At 38.3% G+C, this 20,777-nt stretch carries 17 protein-coding genes; 12 read left to right on the forward strand and 5 right to left on the reverse strand.

Going from position 1 to position 20,777, the window contains the following annotated elements; all coding sequences use genetic code 11:
• Positions 1–88 precede the first annotated feature (88 nt).
• The 3 genes from K5J94_RS06880 to merA all read left to right on the forward strand — a co-directional run bounded on the left by K5J94_RS06880 (position 89) and on the right by merA (position 2,993).
• Positions 89–1,123: a S66 family peptidase gene (locus tag K5J94_RS06880; RefSeq protein WP_221912701.1), complete on the forward strand. Its 1,035-nt coding sequence runs from the start codon at positions 89–91 to the stop codon at positions 1,121–1,123.
• 117 nt (positions 1,124–1,240) lie between these two features.
• The gene (locus K5J94_RS06885; protein WP_159548176.1) at positions 1,241–1,678 is read left to right on the forward strand and encodes an RrF2 family transcriptional regulator; all 438 of its coding nucleotides are present in this window, start codon (positions 1,241–1,243) and stop codon (positions 1,676–1,678) included.
• Positions 1,665–2,993 (forward strand): hypothiocyanous acid reductase MerA, encoded by a 1,329-nt coding sequence (merA, locus tag K5J94_RS06890; protein WP_221912706.1) that lies wholly within the window; start codon positions 1,665–1,667, stop codon positions 2,991–2,993. The genes K5J94_RS06885 and merA overlap by 14 nt, the downstream gene beginning before the upstream one ends.
• 1,354 nt (positions 2,994–4,347) lie before the next feature.
• Here merA and K5J94_RS06895 read toward each other — a convergent pair.
• The 3 genes from K5J94_RS06895 to guaA form a co-directional block, all read right to left on the reverse strand.
• On the reverse strand, positions 4,348–5,826 hold the full coding sequence (locus K5J94_RS06895; RefSeq protein WP_221912712.1) for a peptide MFS transporter: 1,479 nt from the start codon (positions 5,824–5,826) through the stop codon (positions 4,348–4,350).
• Between the two features lie 292 nt (positions 5,827–6,118).
• Entirely contained in the window at positions 6,119–7,264 is a 1,146-nt protein-coding gene (locus tag K5J94_RS06900; RefSeq protein ID WP_221912713.1) for a cation:proton antiporter, read from the reverse strand.
• A gap of 695 nt (positions 7,265–7,959) precedes the next feature.
• Positions 7,960–9,522, reverse strand: coding sequence for a glutamine-hydrolyzing GMP synthase (gene guaA / locus K5J94_RS06905; RefSeq protein ID WP_221912714.1), 1,563 nt, complete (start codon positions 9,520–9,522; stop codon positions 7,960–7,962).
• A gap of 253 nt (positions 9,523–9,775) precedes the next feature.
• Between guaA and K5J94_RS06910 the strand changes: the two genes are divergently transcribed.
• The 3 genes from K5J94_RS06910 to ffh all read left to right on the forward strand — a co-directional run bounded on the left by K5J94_RS06910 (position 9,776) and on the right by ffh (position 12,602).
• On the forward strand, positions 9,776–10,474 hold the full coding sequence (locus K5J94_RS06910; protein WP_159561465.1) for a GntR family transcriptional regulator: 699 nt from the start codon (positions 9,776–9,778) through the stop codon (positions 10,472–10,474).
• Between the two features lie 216 nt (positions 10,475–10,690).
• A complete protein-coding gene (locus K5J94_RS06915) occupies positions 10,691–11,023 on the forward strand; it encodes a putative DNA-binding protein (RefSeq protein WP_159548186.1) in 333 nt (110 codons plus the stop codon).
• 13 nt (positions 11,024–11,036) lie between these two features.
• Positions 11,037–12,602 carry a signal recognition particle protein gene (ffh, locus tag K5J94_RS06920; protein WP_221912716.1) on the forward strand — a complete coding sequence of 522 codons (1,566 nt, stop codon included), beginning with the start codon at positions 11,037–11,039 and terminating at the stop codon, positions 12,600–12,602.
• A gap of 437 nt (positions 12,603–13,039) precedes the next feature.
• Here the strand turns inward: ffh and K5J94_RS06925 are convergent, their stop codons facing one another.
• Positions 13,040–13,735, reverse strand: coding sequence for a LexA family transcriptional regulator (locus K5J94_RS06925; protein WP_221912717.1), 696 nt, complete (start codon positions 13,733–13,735; stop codon positions 13,040–13,042).
• Between the two features lie 213 nt (positions 13,736–13,948).
• On the opposite strand from K5J94_RS06925, the gene K5J94_RS06930 reads away from it, so the two are divergent.
• The 5 genes from K5J94_RS06930 (at position 13,949) to K5J94_RS06950 (ending at position 17,694) form a co-directional block, all read left to right on the forward strand.
• Complete coding sequence (locus K5J94_RS06930) at positions 13,949–14,971, forward strand: Gfo/Idh/MocA family oxidoreductase (protein ID WP_221912718.1); 1,023 nt, start codon at positions 13,949–13,951, stop codon at positions 14,969–14,971.
• Between the two features lie 47 nt (positions 14,972–15,018).
• On the forward strand, positions 15,019–15,420 hold the full coding sequence (locus K5J94_RS06935; protein ID WP_159564811.1) for a YkvA family protein: 402 nt from the start codon (positions 15,019–15,021) through the stop codon (positions 15,418–15,420).
• 143 nt (positions 15,421–15,563) lie between these two features.
• Positions 15,564–15,986 (forward strand): cupin domain-containing protein, encoded by a 423-nt coding sequence (locus tag K5J94_RS06940; protein ID WP_221912720.1) that lies wholly within the window; start codon positions 15,564–15,566, stop codon positions 15,984–15,986.
• A gap of 482 nt (positions 15,987–16,468) precedes the next feature.
• Positions 16,469–17,260 carry a threonine/serine exporter family protein gene (locus tag K5J94_RS06945; protein ID WP_159564813.1) on the forward strand — a complete coding sequence of 264 codons (792 nt, stop codon included), beginning with the start codon at positions 16,469–16,471 and terminating at the stop codon, positions 17,258–17,260.
• Positions 17,251–17,694, forward strand: coding sequence for a threonine/serine exporter family protein (locus K5J94_RS06950; RefSeq protein ID WP_408022827.1), 444 nt, complete (start codon positions 17,251–17,253; stop codon positions 17,692–17,694). The genes K5J94_RS06945 and K5J94_RS06950 overlap by 10 nt, the downstream gene beginning before the upstream one ends.
• A 60-nt stretch (positions 17,695–17,754) precedes the next feature.
• Here the strand turns inward: K5J94_RS06950 and K5J94_RS06955 are convergent, their stop codons facing one another.
• Entirely contained in the window at positions 17,755–19,002 is a 1,248-nt protein-coding gene (locus tag K5J94_RS06955; RefSeq protein ID WP_231700346.1) for a peptidoglycan bridge formation glycyltransferase FemA/FemB family protein, read from the reverse strand.
• A gap of 622 nt (positions 19,003–19,624) precedes the next feature.
• Here K5J94_RS06955 and xerS point away from each other — a divergent pair.
• Positions 19,625–20,695 carry a tyrosine recombinase XerS gene (xerS, locus tag K5J94_RS06960; RefSeq protein WP_159545549.1) on the forward strand — a complete coding sequence of 357 codons (1,071 nt, stop codon included), beginning with the start codon at positions 19,625–19,627 and terminating at the stop codon, positions 20,693–20,695.
• Positions 20,696–20,777: the final 82 nt, after the last annotated feature.

Consider the following 20,777-nt stretch of genomic DNA (forward strand, 5'->3'; position numbering starts at 1 on the left):
TTGCTGCTCAACTGTTTGGGGCAATACGTTGTTTGAAAAGGCTTGTTGCTCAAAGCATTCAGCGCTCAAATGGCAGAGGAGGTTTAAGATGGTCATTAAAAAAATTGGTATTGTTTCACTTTCTTTGGGAATTTTGGGTGAGGATTTCGTCGCTCATGAGCGACATCTCGGTCTTCACCGCCTAAAAGCCATGGGCCTTGAGGTTGTTTTTTTACCAAATGCTCTAAATGGTTGCAAAGATCTTAAGGCGCACCCTGAAAAACGCGCAGCAGATTTACTAGCTGCTTTTGCAGATGATAGTATTGATTTGATTTTATGTGCGATCGGAGGAGATGATACCTATCGCCTCTTACCTTATTTATTTGAAAATAACCAGTTGGCTAAAGTAGCTACCCAAAAGCCTTTTCTTGGATTTTCTGATACAACTATGAACCATTTGATGCTTTATAAGCTTGGGCTTCATACTTTTTATGGGCAAGCCTTCTTACCGGACATCTGTGAGTTGTCTGCTGAGATGCTGCCCTACACAAAAAACTATTTTGCAGAGCTAGTAGAATCAGGCCGAATTACGCAAATCACGCCTAGTGAGCTGTGGTACACTGAACGCACGGATTTCTCAGAAGCAGGCCTTGGTCTTGCCATGCAAAGCCATCCCAATCAGGGATTTGAACACTTATCTGGGCCACCTATTTTCCAAGGTAAAATTTTAGGTGGCTGTCTTGAGTCCTTATATAGTCTCTTTGATAGAACTAAGCATCCAGATACAGTGCAAGTCTGCCAGCAGTATCACTTATTTCCTTCTTTGAAAGAATGGCAGGGTAAAATTTTGTTACTTGAAACCAGCGAAGAAAAGCCAAATCCCCGTTTATTTAGAAGGATAATTGTGACACTAAAAGACCACGGGCTCTTTGATGTCATCTCTGGTCTATTAGTAGGAAAGCCGCAGAACGAGACGTATTATCAGGACTATAAAACAATCTTGCTAGAAGAATTAGGCCCAAAAGGCCTACCTATACTGGCTAATATCAATGTCGGTCATGCCACACCCCGCTGTATCATTCCTTTTGGGATAGAAGCCCTAGTTGATGCTGATAAGCAGGTAATAACCTTTCAATGGGATTAACAGCTAAATAAAGAGCATTTCCGTCTAGTAAAACACTTCCAAGCATTTTCTTTGACAGAAAGGGAGTGCTCTTTTTATAATAGTAACTGTAAAAATTACACTTGGATTGGGAAAAGGATGAACCTTTATTTTAATATTGCCTGCCACGTTTTGACGTTTTTATTCAAGCATAGGGGAGAATCGTTTTCCTCGCAAGAAATCGCTAAGCGACTGTGTGTCAATCCTGTACAGTTGCGACAGGTCATGCGTGTCTTGGTGAAAGAAGGCTATGTTAGTGCCAAAAAAGGCAAGTATGGTGGTTACTCGGCTGTCAAAGACAGTGGTGAGCTTAGGCTTTCAGTTATTTTTCGCCTGTTTCGCCAGGTGTCTTTAGACTCACGGATTTTCACCGGTCAGCCTGATAGCGACTGTCTTGTGGCCCGCCATATGGGGGCTGTAATGGGAAGCTTTGCACAAGCTGAGTACCAGCAACTGGAAGTGTTTTATGCTAAGTATTGTATTAAACATATCTTAACAGAGATATTAGAGAGGGAGTCAGTCAATGAAAACCTATGATGTGATTGTTATTGGATTTGGCAAAGCCGGTAAAACCTTTGCTAAGCAAGCCAGCAAAAAGGGTAAGAAAGTAGCAGTGATTGAAAAAAGCCCACAAATGTATGGTGGAACCTGCATTAATATTGCCTGCATTCCCACCAAAGTCTTGGTCGAAGCAAGCCGTGAAGGCTTAAATTTCAAGCAAGCTTTGCAGCGCAAACAAGAAGTTGTCGCAGCCCTAAATCAAAAAAATTATCACCTCTTGGCTGATGATGATCAGATTGATGTGATTGATGGCTGGGCACGCTTTCAAAACGACAAGACGATTGCAGTTTATCAAGGTGATAAGCTTCTTGAAATGCTGACCGCTCCGTTCATCATCATTAATACAGGGGCAAAACCAAATATTCCAGACATTCCTGGGCTTAAAGAATCAGCTTTTGCCCACGATTCCACATCGATCATGACGCTTGAGAGCCTTCCACAGCGTCTTGTCATTATTGGTGGCGGTTATATTTCCTTAGAATTTGCCTCTTTCTTTGCCACATTTGGCAGTCAGGTAACCATCCTTGAAAACGGGGAACACTTGATGCCACGCGAGGATGCAGAGATTGTTGCGCAAGTTGAGCAAGATTTGACTGATGCGGGTATTGCCATTCATTATGGCGTGCAAACTACAGAAATAACGGATTTTTCTGGTTATGCCCAGGTTGCAACGTCACAAGGCGACTTTGCTGCGGATGCGATTTTAGTAGCAACTGGTCGAAGACCAAATACAGATCAGCTGGGACTTGAAAATACCGGCATTAAGCTTGGTCAGCATGGGGAAATTGCGGTTGATGATTATCTAGAAACGACAGTCCCTGGGGTGTATGCGGTTGGTGATGTCAAAGGCGGCCCACAGTTTACCTATATCTCCTTGGATGATTCACGGATTTTAGCAGATAAGATCTTTGGTGCTAAGGAGCGGTCCTTGGCCAATCGCGGTGCTGTTCCCTATGCTGTCTTTATGACACCAGTACTTGGCCGGGTTGGGCTAACGTATCAAGAAGCGGTGCAAGCCGGTTATGACGTCGTTGAAAACAAGGTAGCAGTTAAGCAGATGCCACGACACAAAATTAACAATGATGCGCGTGGTTTGTTTAAGGTTGTCATTAACAAACAAAACCACCAGATTTTAGGGGCTAGTCTCTATGGTGAAAACGCAGAAGAATTAATTAATGTAATTAAGATGGCCATTGATCAGCAGATACCTTATACCTACTTTCGTGATAATATCTTTACCCATCCAACGATGATAGAATCCTTCAATGATTTAATGGCAATTACTCTCTAAAGGCAGTTCTCTACACTATGCTTAGGAAAACATTAGGGATCATCCTTGTTAGCACTGGAATATCGCAGAGCATAAATGGATTAAAGCCCACACTAGACGCTGTTTCTGGTAGGGGCTTTTTCTTATGGGGATGCTTACCCAGTCATCACACTTACCACCTAGCTTTTTTGCTGCTCTAATGGCATAGCATCACAAGAGGAATTTATTTAAACACTGAGAAAAGGGCGATTCACGCTTGACAGCTTACCAACATTTTATTATAGTAATCTTGTTAGGTGTGCTTAATTATTTTATTATGCTCATCTAAACAAGTGAAAGAGAAATAGATGACTAATCGTAGATGCCATAATTGCTATAGGTTATTATACATTTTAATTTGCAGTAGTTGTTTACTAGTAAATGGCCAAAGCGTCCAAGCCACAGGGCAGGGGCAGTCTGGTATTGCTTCTAGCTTGGCTCACCCTCACCCGAAAGCAGCACAAGCATTAGAAAGTCTTTTCTTAAAGAACTCTCAGCCGATTTTGCCTAACTTATACCTCGCAAGAGACAAGGTGGTAGTGATGGCAGACAGTGCACAACTTTTCCGCAAGCAAAAGACAGCTTTATCAGAGTGTACAAATGGGCGTCTACCAAGTTCTTATGAACGAGCGACCACTCCAAAAGATCTAAAAGGAGCAAAGCAAGCCCCTCTCTTTAGCCACCAACATACAGCAAGGGAGAGAAGTCAGAGAAATACAGCTCCTCTTAACCTGTCTACTCAAGTTAGTTTGCCACTTAATCACGCCTTCCAAAATAAGCAAGTATCGCAGAAACCACAGCTACCCTACGCTGGTAATAATTGCTATCATTCCTTAGAACTTATTTTAGTAGGAATTATTGCTTGTTTAGCTGGTTTTCTTTGCTGGATAAGCCCCAAAAGGCATAACTAGTTTCCTATTTTTTGGCTTCACTATAATTCATGTCATCAAACCTATCTGACTTACTTGATCAAACTCTTACACCAAATTCTTTACATCCATTAAAGATCAAATAAGGATAGGTTTTTTGCTGTCAAAAAATTGACTGTATGCAGTATACGATTCCTTTTAAAAAGAAATCGTTAAAAACCTATCAAACAAGCAAAGCAACGATATAGGAACCTAATCGTCTGCATAGTCTGTGTTATGCTTAAGGTATTTCGGATGACACTTCCTAATATGAGTTTGAACACTGTTCATTAGAAGTCCTATGGGTATGGGGCTTTTTGTTTACACAAAAAAGGCCCTATAACCCCTGTGGTGGTATTACCCACTACAGAAATGATAGAGCCGGCTTTTGCTTTGAGTTTAGTCATTATTTAAAAGCTTATGGGGCCTTACTTGATACCTGCCATTAACTTTTCAATGCGTGGCACATAAAATAAGAGAATAAAACCAAAGGCAACTGTAATACCACCCATAATAGCATAGTAAAGCACTTCAGTGCCAGGTGTATAGAGTTTAACAATTTGTGCATTAATGGCTTGCGCAGCCGCATTACTCAAAAACCAAATAGACATCATTTGGGCCTGGAAAGCTTTGGGAGCTAATTTGCTTGTTGCAGACAAACCAACAGGTGAGATCAACATTTCACCCACAATAACAATCGCCCAACTAACTGTCAGCCATAGTGGACTAACCTTAGCATCAACACCAAACAACATACCAGGAAGCATCATCCAAAGAAAGGAAGCACCAGCAAAGAATAGCCCATATGCAAACTTCTTAGGAGATGAGGGCTGCTTTTCACCCCATTTAGCCCAAAGCCAGGCAAAGAAGGGAACATAAAGCATAATAAACAAGGGATTCATACTTTGAAAGTAACTTGAAGGAAAGTTCAGATGGTAACCAAAAAAGTTTAAGTAAAGACGCGTCTGTTCATCAGCAAACAAGGCCAAAACCACAGAGCCTTGCTCTTCAATTGACCAAAAAAGAATGGAAGCAATAAAAAGTGGGATATAAGACCAGACCCGCGAACGCTCTACTGATGTAATCTTGTCACTGCTTAAAATGTTGATGAAGTAAACAATCGGTATAGCAACCGCAATAACACTGAAGATATTAATAATAACCTCAATAGTTAGCATATCCATCACACCAAGGATAATAAGGCCAAGCCCTACAAGCCCAAGAATGACACCCACTTTTTTAAACAGAGTCACCTTTTCAGCCCTACTTAAGGGATCGTTGGGACGAAGGCTGTCTTTTGTGAGGTATTTTTTACCATCAATGACATATTGCAGTAAACCAAAGAACATACCTATGGCTGCCAAGGAAAAACCAAGGTGAAAATTAACTTCTTGCCCCAAGTAGCCAACTAACGCAGGAGCAATGAAGGCCCCTAAATTAATACCAAATACAAAAATGCTAAACCCTGCATCACGCCGAGCGTCATTTTCAGCATAGAGTCCACCAACCATCTCTGAAACATTAGGTTTTAATAAGCCTGTGCCAAAGATAATCAGACCAATAGAAATGAAGAGAGCCGTCTGACCAAATGGTGTTGCTAAGGCGATATGCCCAAACATAATTAAGATTCCACCATATAGAACAGTCCGACGACTTCCCAAGATGCGGTCGCTAATAAATCCACCAATAACAGACGATAAATAAACCAGAGAACCGTAAATGGCCATGATAGAAGCAGCAGTGGTTTTATCCATGCCAAGTCCACCTTGAGACACACTATAATACATGTAGTATAGCAAAATAGCCCGCATCCCATAGTATGAAAACCTTTCCCACATCTCAGTGAAGAAAAGCGTAGCTAACCCTCTTGGATGACCAAAGAAGGTTTTAGTATTATTATGATTCATAACATCTCTCTCCTTAAAATAACAGTACTTATCATAACGAAAAATGAGGTAATTGTCAATATACAGAAACTTTCATTAAATACTAATAGATTATTGGCGACTAAAAAGCCATCCCATCATTTTCATATACCAAGCGTACCAAAGGCTTTGATCAAAATCTAGTTTTTATCAGAAAAATAGGTGATTATATTAGAGCTAACCGTATCCGTCTAGACCAATGAAAAATTCAGAAACTAGCAAAGTGCACTTGAGCTCCCCGATGTTAATCACCCCTGCCCACCTTCTTATCAGCTCATTTCTTAAATGGTTTTCCCTCCTCAAAAGAGAATTTTAAAATAAAGGGGGCAATGATGGTTGATAGAATGACCACAATAACTAAGGACGAATACACAGCGTTAGAAATGATTTTAGCCGTTAAGCCAATTTGTACAATAATCAAGGCCATCTCACCCCGACTGACCATACCTCCACCAATTGTTAAGGAGTCACTATGATTAAATTTAAAACCCCGACCAACAAAATAAGCCGGCAGTAGCTTAGATAGCACCGCTAAAATTGTAAACAAGATAATAATCCAAATATGCCCCAAAACACCATCAAAACGAAGCGGCAGAGCTATCGAGGTAAAGAAAATAGGGATAAAAAAGGAATACCCCAAATGCGAGATAGCTTCTTCGATTACCATAACCTGCTTAGTTTGGCCAATTGCTAAGCCAGCGAAGAAGGAGCCAATGACAGCGCTCATTCCTACAGCGTCAGCCATCAGGGCAAAGGCAAAACAAATCAAAAGAGCAAGGTAGGATTCCATCTCAAAAAAGCGCAGCTTATCTACCAGCCTATAGAGCATAGGAATAAAGTATTTCACTGCTAGCAATAAGAAAACCAAGAAAAGAAACTGAGCAACCAGCTGCATAATGAGGTGTGGAGACGCACCACGACTTGAAACGAAAAAGCTCAAGAGAAGAACAGCCAAAATATCATCAGCAACAGCCGCACCTAAAATAACAGCACCAGTTCTTGTTTTTAGCTTGTGGTACTCTTGCAAAACTTCTACTGTAATCGAAACACTGGTTGCAGCAAAAACAATGCCATAAAATAGCGCCGTTTGAGTACTATAGCCGGTAGCTTTGGTCGTAAAATAGAAAATAACTAAAGGAAAAACGACTCCGGTTATGGCAACAAGAAGACTTGGCTTGAGATATTTTTTTAGCAATGCAAGATTAGCCTCAAGCCCTGCTAAAAACATTAATAAAATAACACCAATTTCAGATAGAAAGTGGATGATTTGACTTTGATGTACTAAATCGAGGAGCGTTGGACCCACAATGATACCAACCAGAAGCTGCCCAACAACAGCAGGTATTCCTATCCGCTTTGATACTAAAATCGCTAGCATACTGGAAAAGAGAATAACTGTTATTTCAAAAATGAGATGCATAGTTCCCTCGCTAGAATTATTATGATATGTCAGAATATTATAACATTAATCCTTCAAATACTATAGCAATGCGCTCACCGGTCCATCATGTGGACATGAAGCAAAACCAGCTAACACAAAATGATGACATGGATTTTCCCAATATAGTTATAACGTATATTTTCAGCGAATTTGCATGTCGCTACAGTTCTGAAATCAGCTTAATATCAGTGCTGTTACTATAGCTAACAAGATACACAGCCTTAGATCAAGGATTATAAAAGTATTAATAGTTCCAAATACACAAAAATTTTGCCCAAGGAAAATATCCAAATGTCGTAGAAATAGTAAACAAGAATCATGAATTATGCGCATTTTGGCAAGATTCTTTTATAGCTTCTGATTATAGAGATACTAGAATAGATGAAATGAGAACAATTGAATTACTTGAAGGAATCAAGATAATTCAGGAATAACAGCCTACTGTAGTGGGGATAAAAGCGAAGAATTAGGAGCAAGCCAACTTGGTTTGCTCTAGTGTTTATCCTCAGCCACCCACTACAGAAATAAGTGGGTCACTATTTTGCACACAATGGATAATGCGTCCATAAAAGAGCTAGCCAGCCTGGGATAAAAGTTCAAGCTCAAATAAAAAAGCAAATAAAAGTAGAGTTCCTGCTAATGGAAACCTACTTTTATTTGTGATATATTGGGTATTATTCCCACTCTACAGTTGCGGGTGGTTTGCTAGTAATATCATAGACAATACGGTTCACATGGTCAACCTCATTAACAATCCGTGTTGAGATTTTCTTAAGAACCGTCCATGGCAACTGAGCAAAGTCAGCAGTCATGCCATCAATTGAAGTGATAGCACGAATGGCAATGGTATAATCATACGTTCGACCATCTCCCATTACGCCAACGGAACGTACCCCTGTATTAACGGTGAAATATTGCCAGACATCGCGTTCTAGTCCGGCTTTAGCAATTTCCTCCCGTAAGATAGCATCTGATTCTCGAACAGTTTCTAATTTTTCTTCGGTGATGGCTCCCATTACTCGGATAGCCAGACCTGGTCCTGGGAAGGGTTGACGCCAGACAATATTTTCTGGCATGCCAAGAGCAACTCCAAGCGCACGAACTTCATCTTTAAAAAGAGTATTCAAAGGTTCGATAAGTTCAAATTGCATATCTTCAGGCAGACCACCGACATTGTGATGAGACTTAATAGTTTGCGCTGTTTCTGTACCTGATTCAATAATATCCGTATAGAGTGTTCCTTGTGCCAGGAAATCAACACCTTTAAGTTTGCTTGCTTCATCATCAAAAACGTAGACAAATTCATTCCCGATAATTTTACGCTTCTTCTCGGGATCCTCAACATTTGCAAGCAAGCCTAAGAAACGTTTTGCAGCATCAACACGAATAATATTGAGGCCAAACTTGCCACCAAGCATCCCCATTACCTGATCGCCCTCATCTTTACGAAGAAGTCCATGATCCACAAAAATACAAGTCAACTGATCGCCAATAGCTTTTTGCAAGAGAACACCAACAACTGAGGAATCAACCCCACCTGATAAACCAAGTAAAACTTTGTGATCACCAACTTGCTTACGGATATTCTCAATTTGCATTTCAATAAAGTTATCCATGGTCCAATCACCACGAGCACCACAAATAATAAAGGCAAAATTTTTCAAAATGGCATTACCATAGACTGAATGACGAACTTCAGGATGAAATTGAATGCCGTAAAAGTTTTTAGTTGGATCTTCCATGGCAGCATAAGGACAATCATCTGAATCTCCGATGAGTTGAAAGCCCTCTGGAATCTCAGTGACTGCATCGCCATGACTCATCAAAACAAGTTGTTCTTCAGGTGTATCAGTAAATAATTTTGATGGCTTGCGCAAACGAAGCGTTGATTGGCCATATTCCCGATGGCCAGCCTGACCAGCTGGAACAACCTTCCCTCCAAGTTTATGCGTAATGAGTTGCATACCATAACAAATTCCTAAAATAGGAATACCTAGCTCAAAGATTTCGGGGTCAATGCTAAAAGCATCCTCAGCATACACAGAGTTAGGGCCGCCAGAGAGAACAATACCAATTGGATTAATATCGCGTAATTCTTGCGCAGAAATGGTATGGCTTTTCAATTCCGAAAAGACACCAAATTCTCGAATACGACGCGCAATCAATTGGTTATATTGACTACCATAATCAAGAACAATGATTTTTTGCACATCATTCAACAGTGAGATTTCAGTCATTATAATCCTTTCATTTACATCAGGCTTTCAGCCAGATGGTTGTCACTTCATTGTAGCATAAAAATGTTAATTTGACATTAGAATGCCCAGCTCTTTTTCCTGTAATGGCTCATTTAGAATCGCTCAGCTATTTCAGCAAGCAATCTGCTCTAAGTTAGCTAAGAAAAGGGAAAAGAATTTCATATTCTGCTTTGCTATTAAATATGATAAAATAGATTATCTGAGAAAATGGAGTTTGAGGAGATGTTGCCTTATGTTACCCGCTTATATTAAAATCCACGATACACTCAAAAAGGATATTGACAAGGGCATTTGGCCGATTGGTCACCGATTGCCCAGTGAACGTGATCTGGCAGATGCATTTCAGGTTAGTCGAATGACACTACGACAAGCCATTACGCTTTTAGTTGAAGAGGGCATTTTGGAACGGCGCATTGGTAGTGGCACTTATGTGGCAAGCCATCGGGTCAGAGATAAGATGCGCGGAACAACCAGTTTCACCGAAATTGTCAATTCACAAGGAAAGACACCATCCTCAAAACTCTTATCATTCCAACGCCAAAGAGCTAGTGAAACAGAATTAAAGGAATTACAGTTGACGACTGATGAGTATGTGATCCGAATGGAGCGCATTCGCTATGCAGATAGTATTCCGCTGGTTTATGAAGTCGCTTCGATTCCAGAAAAATATATCAAAAATGTTAAGCGCCAAGATATTACAGAGCACTTTTTCAAAACACTTACTGCAAATGGCTATGAAATCGGCAAGAGCAAACAAACCATTTATGCTAAAATCGCTAGCGAGCGCGTGGCTTCTTATTTAGAAGTCTCAAAAGGTCATGCCATTTTAGCCTTAACTCAAATTTCGTATTTTACCAATGGCAGCGCATTTGAATATGTCCGTTCCCAATATGTCGGTGATCGCTTTGAATTCTATTTGGAAAATAATTAAGATATTTAAAGTATACAAGATACAAGCAAAGCTTTTATATCTTATGTGAAAAACAACAAATTCATGCTTAACTATTTTGTCAACAGCACAATCGTAGTTAATGATTCAATTCCAAAAATAGTAAAGAAGAGCGAAGCGGCTAAACCTCTAACTGATGGGGCTAATTATCGTTTTGCTACTTGTTATTCTCCTTTTTATTATGGTAAAATGAAAACTATGGAAATCGAAAAAACGAATCGGATGAACGCTCTGTTTGAATTTTACGCAGCTTTACTGACTGACAAGCAAATGAATTATATTGAACTTTATTATGCAGATGACTACAGTCTAGCTGAGATTGCTGAGGAATTCGGAGTAAGTCGTCAAGCAGTCTACGACAATATCAAACGGACTGAAAAAATCCTTGAAGCCTATGAAATGAAATTGCACATGTATTCTGATTATATTGTACGAAGTCAAATTTTTGATAGTCTTTTAGAGCGATACCCCGATGATGCTTTTTTACAAGAAAACATTTCCCTACTAACCAGTATTGATAACAGAGATTAAGAGGTAGTATTTTATGGCATTTGAAAATTTAACCCAACGTTTACAAGGGGTTTTTAAAGATCTTCGAGGAAAGAAGAAATTATCGGAAAAAGAAGTGCAGGCTGTCACTAAGGAAATCCGATTAGCTCTATTGGAAGCCGATGTTGCTTTACCAGTAGTTAAAACCTTTATCAAGCGGGTACGTGAACGAGCTATTGGTCATGAAATCATTGATACGCTTGATCCTACCCAACAAATCATCAAAATTGTTAATGAAGAGCTAACCGAACTTCTAGGATCTGAAACCGCTTACATTGAAAAATCACCAAAAATTCCAACAATTATCATGATGGTTGGTTTGCAAGGTGCCGGGAAAACCACCTTTGCCGGAAAATTAGCCAACAAATTAATAAAAGAAGCAAGCGCACGGCCAATGATGATAGCAGCAGACATTTATCGCCCAGCTGCTATTGATCAACTAAAAACACTTGGTCAGCAAATTAATGTTCCTGTGTTTGATATGGGAACAGAGCACTCTGCAGTAGACATTGTGCGTCAAGGTTTGGAACAAGCACGAGCAAATCACAACGACTATGTTTTGATTGATACGGCAGGACGGCTGCAAATTGATGAAACGTTGATGCAAGAATTGCGTGATGTTAAAAATCTCGCTCAACCAAATGAAATCCTTCTTGTTGTTGATAGCATGATTGGTCAAGAAGCTGCGAATGTTGCTGATGAGTTTAACAAACAATTAACCATTACAGGAGTGGTCTTAACTAAGATTGACGGTGATACCCGCGGCGGTGCAGCTCTTTCTATACGAGAAATCACTGGTAAACCGATCAAATTCACTGGTACTGGTGAAAAAATCATAGATATTGAAACCTTCCACCCTGATCGGATGTCAAGCCGAATTTTGGGGATGGGCGATCTTTTAACCTTAATTGAAAAAGCTAGCCAAGATTATGATGAGCAGCGTTCCCTTCAGCTAGCTGAAAAAATGCGGGAGAACACCTTTGATTTCAATGATTTCATTGAGCAGCTGGATCAAGTTCAAAACATGGGACCTATGGAAGATCTGCTAAAAATGATTCCCGGTATGGCTGCTAACCCTGCGCTAGCTAATATTAAAGTAGACCCTAAGCAAATTGCGCGTAAGCGGGCTATTGTATCATCAATGACTCCAGCTGAGCGCGAAAAACCTGAGTTACTCACCCCAAGTCGCCGGCGACGGATTGCCAATGGATCAGGGAATAGCTTTGTTGAAGTCAACAAATTTATCAAAGATTTCAACCAAGCTAAATCAATGATGCAAGGTGTTATGTCTGGCGATATGGAAAAAGCCATGAAGCAAATGGGTCTTAATCCTAACAATTTACCCAAGAATATGCCAAATATGAGCAAAGCTGATATGTCTGCTTTAGAAGGAATGATGGGGCAAGGTGGCATGCCTGACTTATCTGCCTTAGGTGGGGATATGGATATGGGCCAAATGTTCGGCGGTGGCATGAAGGGAAAATTCGGACAGTTTGCTATGAAACAAGCCATGAAGCGACAAGCTAATAAATTGAAAAAAGCTAAGAAAAAACGAAAATAATTCTATTCCATTTTACCTTTATAGCTAGCCTTGTCAGTGGTGACCAGACTAGCTTTTTGATTCTCTCATTTTGATTTTTCAGTTTACCATAAGCAAAGAGGGAATGATAACATTCTTTTCCTGCGACCATTAAGAAGAAATATCCTATCACATGTATGGCAAGGTCATATCAAAGAGGAAGCAGTAAGGTTAACGGCAAGGAAAATTTTGACAGCTTTATCCACTTTTGTTACAGTATTTCATGTTACAAGTGTATCTACATGTTAATTACTAATTGTAAAGATGTAAAAACAACTAATAAATTCCTTCTTATTATCAAGCACCGCAACCATATACAACATCTATCTTAAGGCATTTTATACTGGCATAGAGACTCTGGTATCACTAGAAGCAATATCAGAGTAAGACATTTTGAACTCGCCATAAATCATACAATTTTAAACTTCTAACGGCATAAAGTTTGCAATAATTTTTCCAATAATACGAGGATCCTCATCAAAAGGAGCAAACTTATCGGAATATTTTTTGTTGAGTGACACAAGTCTTAAGCCATTTTCTTCGCGATAAACTTTCTTGATGTAAGTCTGACCATCCCATTCTACAGCATAAATAGCACCATCATAATCAAAACCTTCTTGCTTAATCAAAACCACTTCACCATTGAGATAAGTTGGTTCCATGGAATCCCCAAAGACCCATGAGGCAAAATCGTAATCAAATTGCTCATCATAAAATACCACATCGTAGTTGCCATCCCCAAAATAAGAATAGCCTGTACCGGCGGATAAGCTTTCATATACTCGGTAGGCAAATCGCTTTTTATCCTTATGCTGCGCAAGTGCAACAACCTGAAGTTGCTTTGACAATAAACTGTCTGTATAATTAATTACTCGCTCTTTATTTTCCATAGTAAGCTGATGATAAGTGGTCAAAAGCTGATAATCCTCATCAAGAGCAAACCTAGCAACTTTAAACAATTGTCCAAGCTGATCTAAATGGGCTTGATTGGGAATATTTTTTCCAGTTTCCCAATTAGAAATAGTCATTTTTTGAACATTAAGGTGCTCAGCGAGCTCTGCTTGACTCCAAGATTTAGCTTTCCGCATTTTTTTAAGTTGATTTCCTGAAAACATATAACCCTCCTTTAGTAAAGTTATAACTTTACTAAAGGATAACAAACTCTAAAATAAAAAACAAGAGCTAATGCTTAAAATGAGAAATTTTTGACAATGATAACATTAAATCGTATGATGTCCATAGGTATCAGTATGCTTGTACGAGTTGTAGAAAATAACACTCGTATTTATTGATTCTAAAATTTTAATCCGTCCAAAGGAGAAACTACTATGCTTACTATTGCTTATATAGGTAATGGCAAAAGTGCTAACCGCTATCACATTCCCTTTGCTCAGCAAATTAGCGATATTCATATAAAAACAATCTATTCCCCCTCTTTAAGTCCTTGGGCACCAATTGAAGGTGTAAACTATACAAATGCACTAGAAGACGTACTAAATGATTCAGACATTCAGTTAGTGGTTTTATCAGTACCACCAGCTGCGCATTATGATCTAGCAAAGCAATGTCTTTTGGCAGGAAAACATACTCTGGTTGAAAAACCATTTACAGAAACTTCAGAACAAGCAAAAGAATTATTTAGTTTAGCCAAGCAAAAAGGACTCTTTTTGCAAGCTTACCAAAATCGGCGTTACGATTCTGATTTCTTGACAGTCCAAAAAGTAATTGAAAGCGGTAAACTTGGCGAACTATTGGAAGTTGAGATGCATTTTGATTATTTTAGACCAGAGGTGCCTGAAACTACAGATACCTTTTCTATTGATACTAGCTATTTATATGGTCATGCCTGCCATACAATCGATCAGGCTCTGTCTTACTTTGGCATGCCTGACACTATTCATTATGACGTTCGTCAATTGCTTGGAAAAGAACGTATGAATGACTATTTTGATTTGGATTTTTATTATGGCGCTTTAAAAGTCTCTATCAAATCTAGCTATTTCCGAATCAAAGAGCGTCCCAGTTTTATAGTGTATGGCAAAAAAGGTATGTTCATTAAAGCAACAAAAGATCGCCAAGAAGAAGATCTGAAACATTTTTACATGCCAGACCGTGCTGACTTTGGTATGGATTTACCAGAACATTATGGAACTCTGACCTATATAGATGAGCAAGGTTATTATCACGAAGAAAAAGTTATATCCCAGCGAGGTAGCTATACTCAAATGTATCAAGCTATTTATGATAGTATTATTTTAGGACGAGAAAAGGTTGTCAAAGATACAGAAACAATTCACCAAATTGAAATTATCGAAGAAGGAATTGCAGAAATGAATCGGTTATTTGTCTAGAGTCAATCGCTTAGATCAGTAAATATTTTTCACAAAGAAAGAAACAGATGGTAAAGCACAAAACAAAAAAACTTAACTTTATTACTAGAATTAAACACTTAAAAACAAATTTATCCGCCATACTTTTCGCTTTAAGAGATAAACGGACACCTTTATTAGCTAAGCTTGTAGCTTTGTTAATCATTATTTATGTTCTATCACCAATTGATTTTATTCCTGACTTTATCCCTTTCTTCGGAGTTGTAGATGATTTGGTCCTTGTTCCTATTTTAGTGTTTGTGTTGAGAAGCCTTACACCTCAGTTAGTATGGAATGACGCCCAAAAACGATCAGACTCTATATGGGGAAAAGGCAGAGCTAAACCTATTGTTAACATTAGACCCTTTATTTTTGGAGGACTTATTGTTCTAACTTTAGCCCTCTACCTTTTTTGGCTGTGGCGGCAGTAGGTAGCTATTTGCAATAAATTAGCTTTTCTCTAAAAATATTCCCTCCAATGAACAAGCTTTTTCCTTGAAGGGAAAACGGTTTTATGTTACCATTTATTTAGAGTTAATTAGAATAGCTCTAAATAAAAAAGGAGGCCTTTCATATGACTTTTGATTATAAGGATCACGGAAAAGAAAAATATATCGTCAATATTGAGGATTATACAAAAGAAAACGAAAACTATCGTACCACAATTTGGACAGGTGAAAAACTTCAAGTGACACTCATGACAATTCAACCAGGAGATGATATTGGTTTAGAAGTTCACAATGGGATTGATCAATTCCTTCGTGTTGAAGAAGGGGAAGGCCTATGCCAAATGGGAGATGCTAAAGACAATCTTACGTTTGAACAAAAAGTTACTGATGATGATGTGATTCTTGTACCTGCTGATACGTGGCATAATGTTACAAATACCAGTGACAAGCCACTTAAGATTTATTCTATTTATGCTGGCCCTGATCACGTCCCTGGTACTATTCATAAAACACACGAAGACGCTAGAAATGATCCAAACGAACATTAAAGACACTCACTTATTAAACGTCAAATAGAATACCTTAGAAAATACCTTAGATTGAAGAAAGATTCTTTTTGTACTCTTTCTTCAATCTTTTTTTGCTGGTTAAGTAAAATTTGGGTAAAAATGGAAATAGCTTGGTGCCACATCATTATGACAGAATCATTCCGGGTCCTTATTTTATAGGATGAGTTTTAAGGGGAAGTATCAGATCTTTAAAGTTAAAACCTAACCAGATCGTGGCTTGCTTTCCCTCTTTAGTCTATTTGCTAAAAACAAGAAACATAGCTGATTACTCAGCCATAAGTCATAAAGTCATGGTATACTAGGAGAAGAAAGCCTTAATTGTCTCTAAAAAATCTTCTTTGGTAAGTATTGAAATCTTATTTCTCTATTTGATAGTCCTCAACTTACTCTCTTCTTTTTATATCGCAACTAGCTCTGAGTAGAAGTAAGACTAACATTTTCACAACTTAGGTAACAGCTAAATGACAAAAACACTTAAAAATATGAAGCGCATTGTTGATGTAGCTGCTCTAGCTGGCATTACTATGCTTGAGGCTAACGCGGAAAGTTATCGCGTTGAAGATACGGTTGATCATATATTAGAATTGAGCCAACAACCAATGACTGAAGTTTTTGCTAACACAACAGGCCTTTTTATTACCCTAGATGGCCCCGATCTTGATAATCCTATCACAGTGATTAAGCGTATTACTAAACGAAATACCAATCTACGTCATATTCATATGGTTAATCAGATTTCACGAGACTTGACATCTGATAAAGTAAAACTAGACGAAGCTTACAAAAAGTTACAAAATATAGATCATCATAATTATTCCTTAAAAATTACAGACTTTTCCATTATTCTCTTAGTTCTGTCCTTTGTAATTTTATTTGGAGGTGGCTTATCAGAAATGTTACTCTCACTAGTAGCAGCCTTTTTGATGCTCATGTCTTACCGTATACGGGACTTATTAGCCTTAAATGATTTTATTTTTGGTGTCATGACAACAATGATTGTTGCCACAGTGATTCCAATACTCATTCATGCTAAAGGTAGCACTAGTAATCCATCGTTTAATATTGTCATTATTTCTGTATTAATGCCACTTTTTCCTGGCACAGCCTTTACCAATGGCTTTCGAGACTCAATCAAGGGTGATTTTGGGGCAGGGGTCTCAAAAATAGTCGAAGCATTAATCATTGCTGTTAGCCTGGGACTAGGAGTTGCTATTGGCTTGTCTATTGCCAAGGGGGTTATTGCATGGCTATAACTATAAGTGCACAAATCGTTGCAGCCTACGTTGTGACCGTTACTTCAGGGATTATCTTAGAAATTCCTCGTCATGTTAAATATTATGTCGGTTTTATTGGTGCAGCTGGCTATGCTGTATACTTGTTCAGCTTACCTTATACAAGTAAGGGCTTAGCGGCCCTCTGTGGCAGCCTGGTCATTGCCTCATTGTCACAAGTAGCAGCAAGAATATTTAAAACTCCTGTAACTATCTTTTATATTCCCAGCTACTTTCCCATTGTCCCAGGAGCCAGTGTCTATAAAATTGCTTACTATTATATCCAGGGAAATACTCAAATGGCTGGGCATAATTTTTTTGAATCAATGATTATTTCAGGAGCCATTGCCTTATCAGTATACTTAGTGGACTCTTTTATTGAAATTTATAATCATTTTAAACAGCTAAGCTTGTAGCCGTCGCAAGCTTAGCTTATTGATCATGCAGTAGCACATGAGCAAGTTAAGCTAGATGTGCTATTTTTTTAAGATTCGCGCTAATAACTTACCGCTCATATTGAGATACTTAGTATAACTCCCCAGATATTGAACCAACTGGCCTCCAAATTGTTTTTTAAATTTAAAATTGCCAAGCCCCGCTGAACTCTGCTCAGTTTCAATCGTTCCACCAAAATTAAAGTAACTAAGCTGACGCTTTTTAGCGTACTGAATCATTTCAGCATTAATCAAAGTAGCACCGCCAAAAATGAAATAGTCGTCCAAATTACCACCAAAATAAGAAAGTAGCTGATCACCAAATTCAATAAATAAGTAAGAAGATAGTGGCAGTTCAGTGCCTGGATTTTTTAGCGCTAAAAAATCATCATAGCGTTTTTGATAACTATTTAGCTGCTGCCGTTTTTGTTTGATTGCAACATTTCGTTTTTTGGAATCATCTTGTAATTCTAACTGACTCAAATCTTGAGTGAGCACTTCAATATGTTTTGTTAGATATGCCTGATATGCTGGGCAGTCTAAATAAGCATACATGAAAAGAGCCTGATCGTTGAAATATTTTTTAAGAGAATAGAAAAAAGCAATATCTTTGATATCAAAACCCTTACGCTTAGAAGTCTCCTGCAAAATATGATAAAATAAAGGAATTTCCTCAAGAGTGAGTTGCCGTACTTTAACATGAGAGTCGCGATATTTTTTGAGATTGCGGCGTAGTGGAGCGTCATAAGAAGCCTCAATTGCTGCGCAGGAAGCAAAATCTCTCAGGTCTTTAATAAATTCTTGGTTAGCACCATCAAGCAAATAATCGGGACTAAAAAAATGAGTGTAATTTTGTGCAGCAAAAGCAGAAGCTACTGCTTGATTTTGCTGAAGTGTCAGATCTTCTAGCTTAACCCCCTTGGAAGAGGCTGCTAAAAATGGGTGACACATAAGGCAAAGAGCACCATTTTTTTGCACATGTTTTTCTAAAATCTGCAAACAAGCTACGGTTTGTTCGTGATTAGCAAATTGTAAAACGGGTCCTTGTACGACTATGGCTTTTTTAAAAAAACGCCATAGTCGTACATAATTAATGACCGCTAAACCAACAACATGACCTTGCTCCAGAATAATTACCTTTTCAACAGCCAGATAACGGTTGCGTTCCGTTTGTAAATTAAAAATTGGTAGGGATTGTAAAAAATTAGATGAGGAAAAAGATTCTTGAATTTCAAGAAATTCCGCATCACTGGCCAGACAAATTTCCATTCTATGAGATGCTCCATTCATATTATGCTATTAACCTTCTAAATAATGTGAAAACCTTATCGTGATCTTTCAGTGAATAGGTTCTTACTTTGTTATTCGAAAAGTAACAGCATATTTTTACAACAAAAAGCATTTTTTATATTACATTTGTATTACAAACATCAAAAAGCCCGATTTAAAGGATAAAAAACGAGCACACTCACCAAAAAGTATCGACAAAAATGCACAAGCTTATCGTCAACAAGCATCACTCAAAGTTATTATTCATAAGAATAAACCATAAAGCATCAGGCATAAACAAGCTAAAATTATCCAAGAAAATATCCAGAGTGAATAGTTAATAAAAGCGAGTTTTTCCTCACAGTAAGGCTCTAATTCCTTAAGAGCAAACCATCTCAGCCAGATTGTTAAAATTATAGATTCGCCGATTAAGTTAAGCCAGGAATTAATTTAGTAAGATAATTTTGTAAAAATATAGTAATGCCAATCCAGGAAGAGTCTAACAGCAAAGAGGTGATTTTGTGTATTATCTTTCCGAAAAACTTTAATTTTCTTGAAAAATATTTGAGCTTGTGATATACTTCTATTATACAAATCCCCGCTGAAAAACAACTTTCAAAAAGAAACGGTTAGGTGTAATCTTATGCGACGTGAGTTACTACTAAAGAAAATTGATGATTATAAGGCACTCATGCCTTGGTACGTCTTAGAGTATTATCACTCTAAATTATCTGTACCCTATAGTTTTACAACACTATACGAATACCTCAAAGAATACAAACGCTTTTTTGATTGGTTGATTGAGGCTGATATTTCACAGGCCTCCCGGATTGCTGATATTGAATTGATAACGTTAGAACACCTAACTAAAAAAGATATGGAATCGTTCGTTTTGTATTTACGTGAACGCCCTTCTCTTAATACCTATTCCACCAAATCTGGTTTGTCACAAACAACGATTAACCGGACGTTGGCAGCTCTTTCAAGCCTTTTTAAATATTTAACTGAAGAGGTTGAAAATGACAATGGCGAGCCCTACTTCTATCGAAACGTGATGAAAAAAGTCGCAACTAAAAAGAAAAAAGAAACCTTGGCTGCGCGTGCCGAGACGATTAAACAGAAACTTTTTCTTGGTGATGAAACTATGGCCTTTCTCACTTATGTAGAAAACGACTATGAAAGCAAGCTATCCAGCCGAGCAAGGTCCTCTTTCCGGAAAAATAAGGAACGTGATTTAGCCATTATGGCACTGCTTCTAGCATCTGGCATTCGTCTATCTGAGGCTGTTAACCTTGATGTAAAAGATTTAAATTTAAATAGGATGATTGTTGAAGTAACGCGAAAAGGTGGGAAACGTGATGCCGTTAATGTGGCAAATTTTGCTCAGCCTTACTTGGCAGCTTACTTAGCAATTCGTAAAAACCGTTACAAAGCCCAAAAACAAGATTTGGCCTTCTTCTTAACAGAGTATCGCGGCGTTCCAAATCGTATTGACGCTTCAAGTATTGAGAAAATGGTTGCTAAATATTCTGCAGATTATAAAATCCGGGTAACCCCTCATAAATTAAGGCATACTCTAGCGACACGCTTATATGATGCGACCAAATCACAGGTATTAGTGAGTCATCAGCTTGGTCATGCCTCAACACAGGTTACCGATCTCTATACCCATATTGTTAATGATGAACAAAAAAATGCCTTAGACAAATTGTAAGCCCCAAAAACAACATAAATATATTTATGTAAATAACTTCCAAACTAACTTTAAAACATTAAAAAAGCTAAAATCTTGTTTA

Source organism: Streptococcus halichoeri (assembly GCF_019774635.1).
Taxonomy (GTDB): Bacteria; Bacillota; Bacilli; order Lactobacillales; family Streptococcaceae; genus Streptococcus; species Streptococcus halichoeri.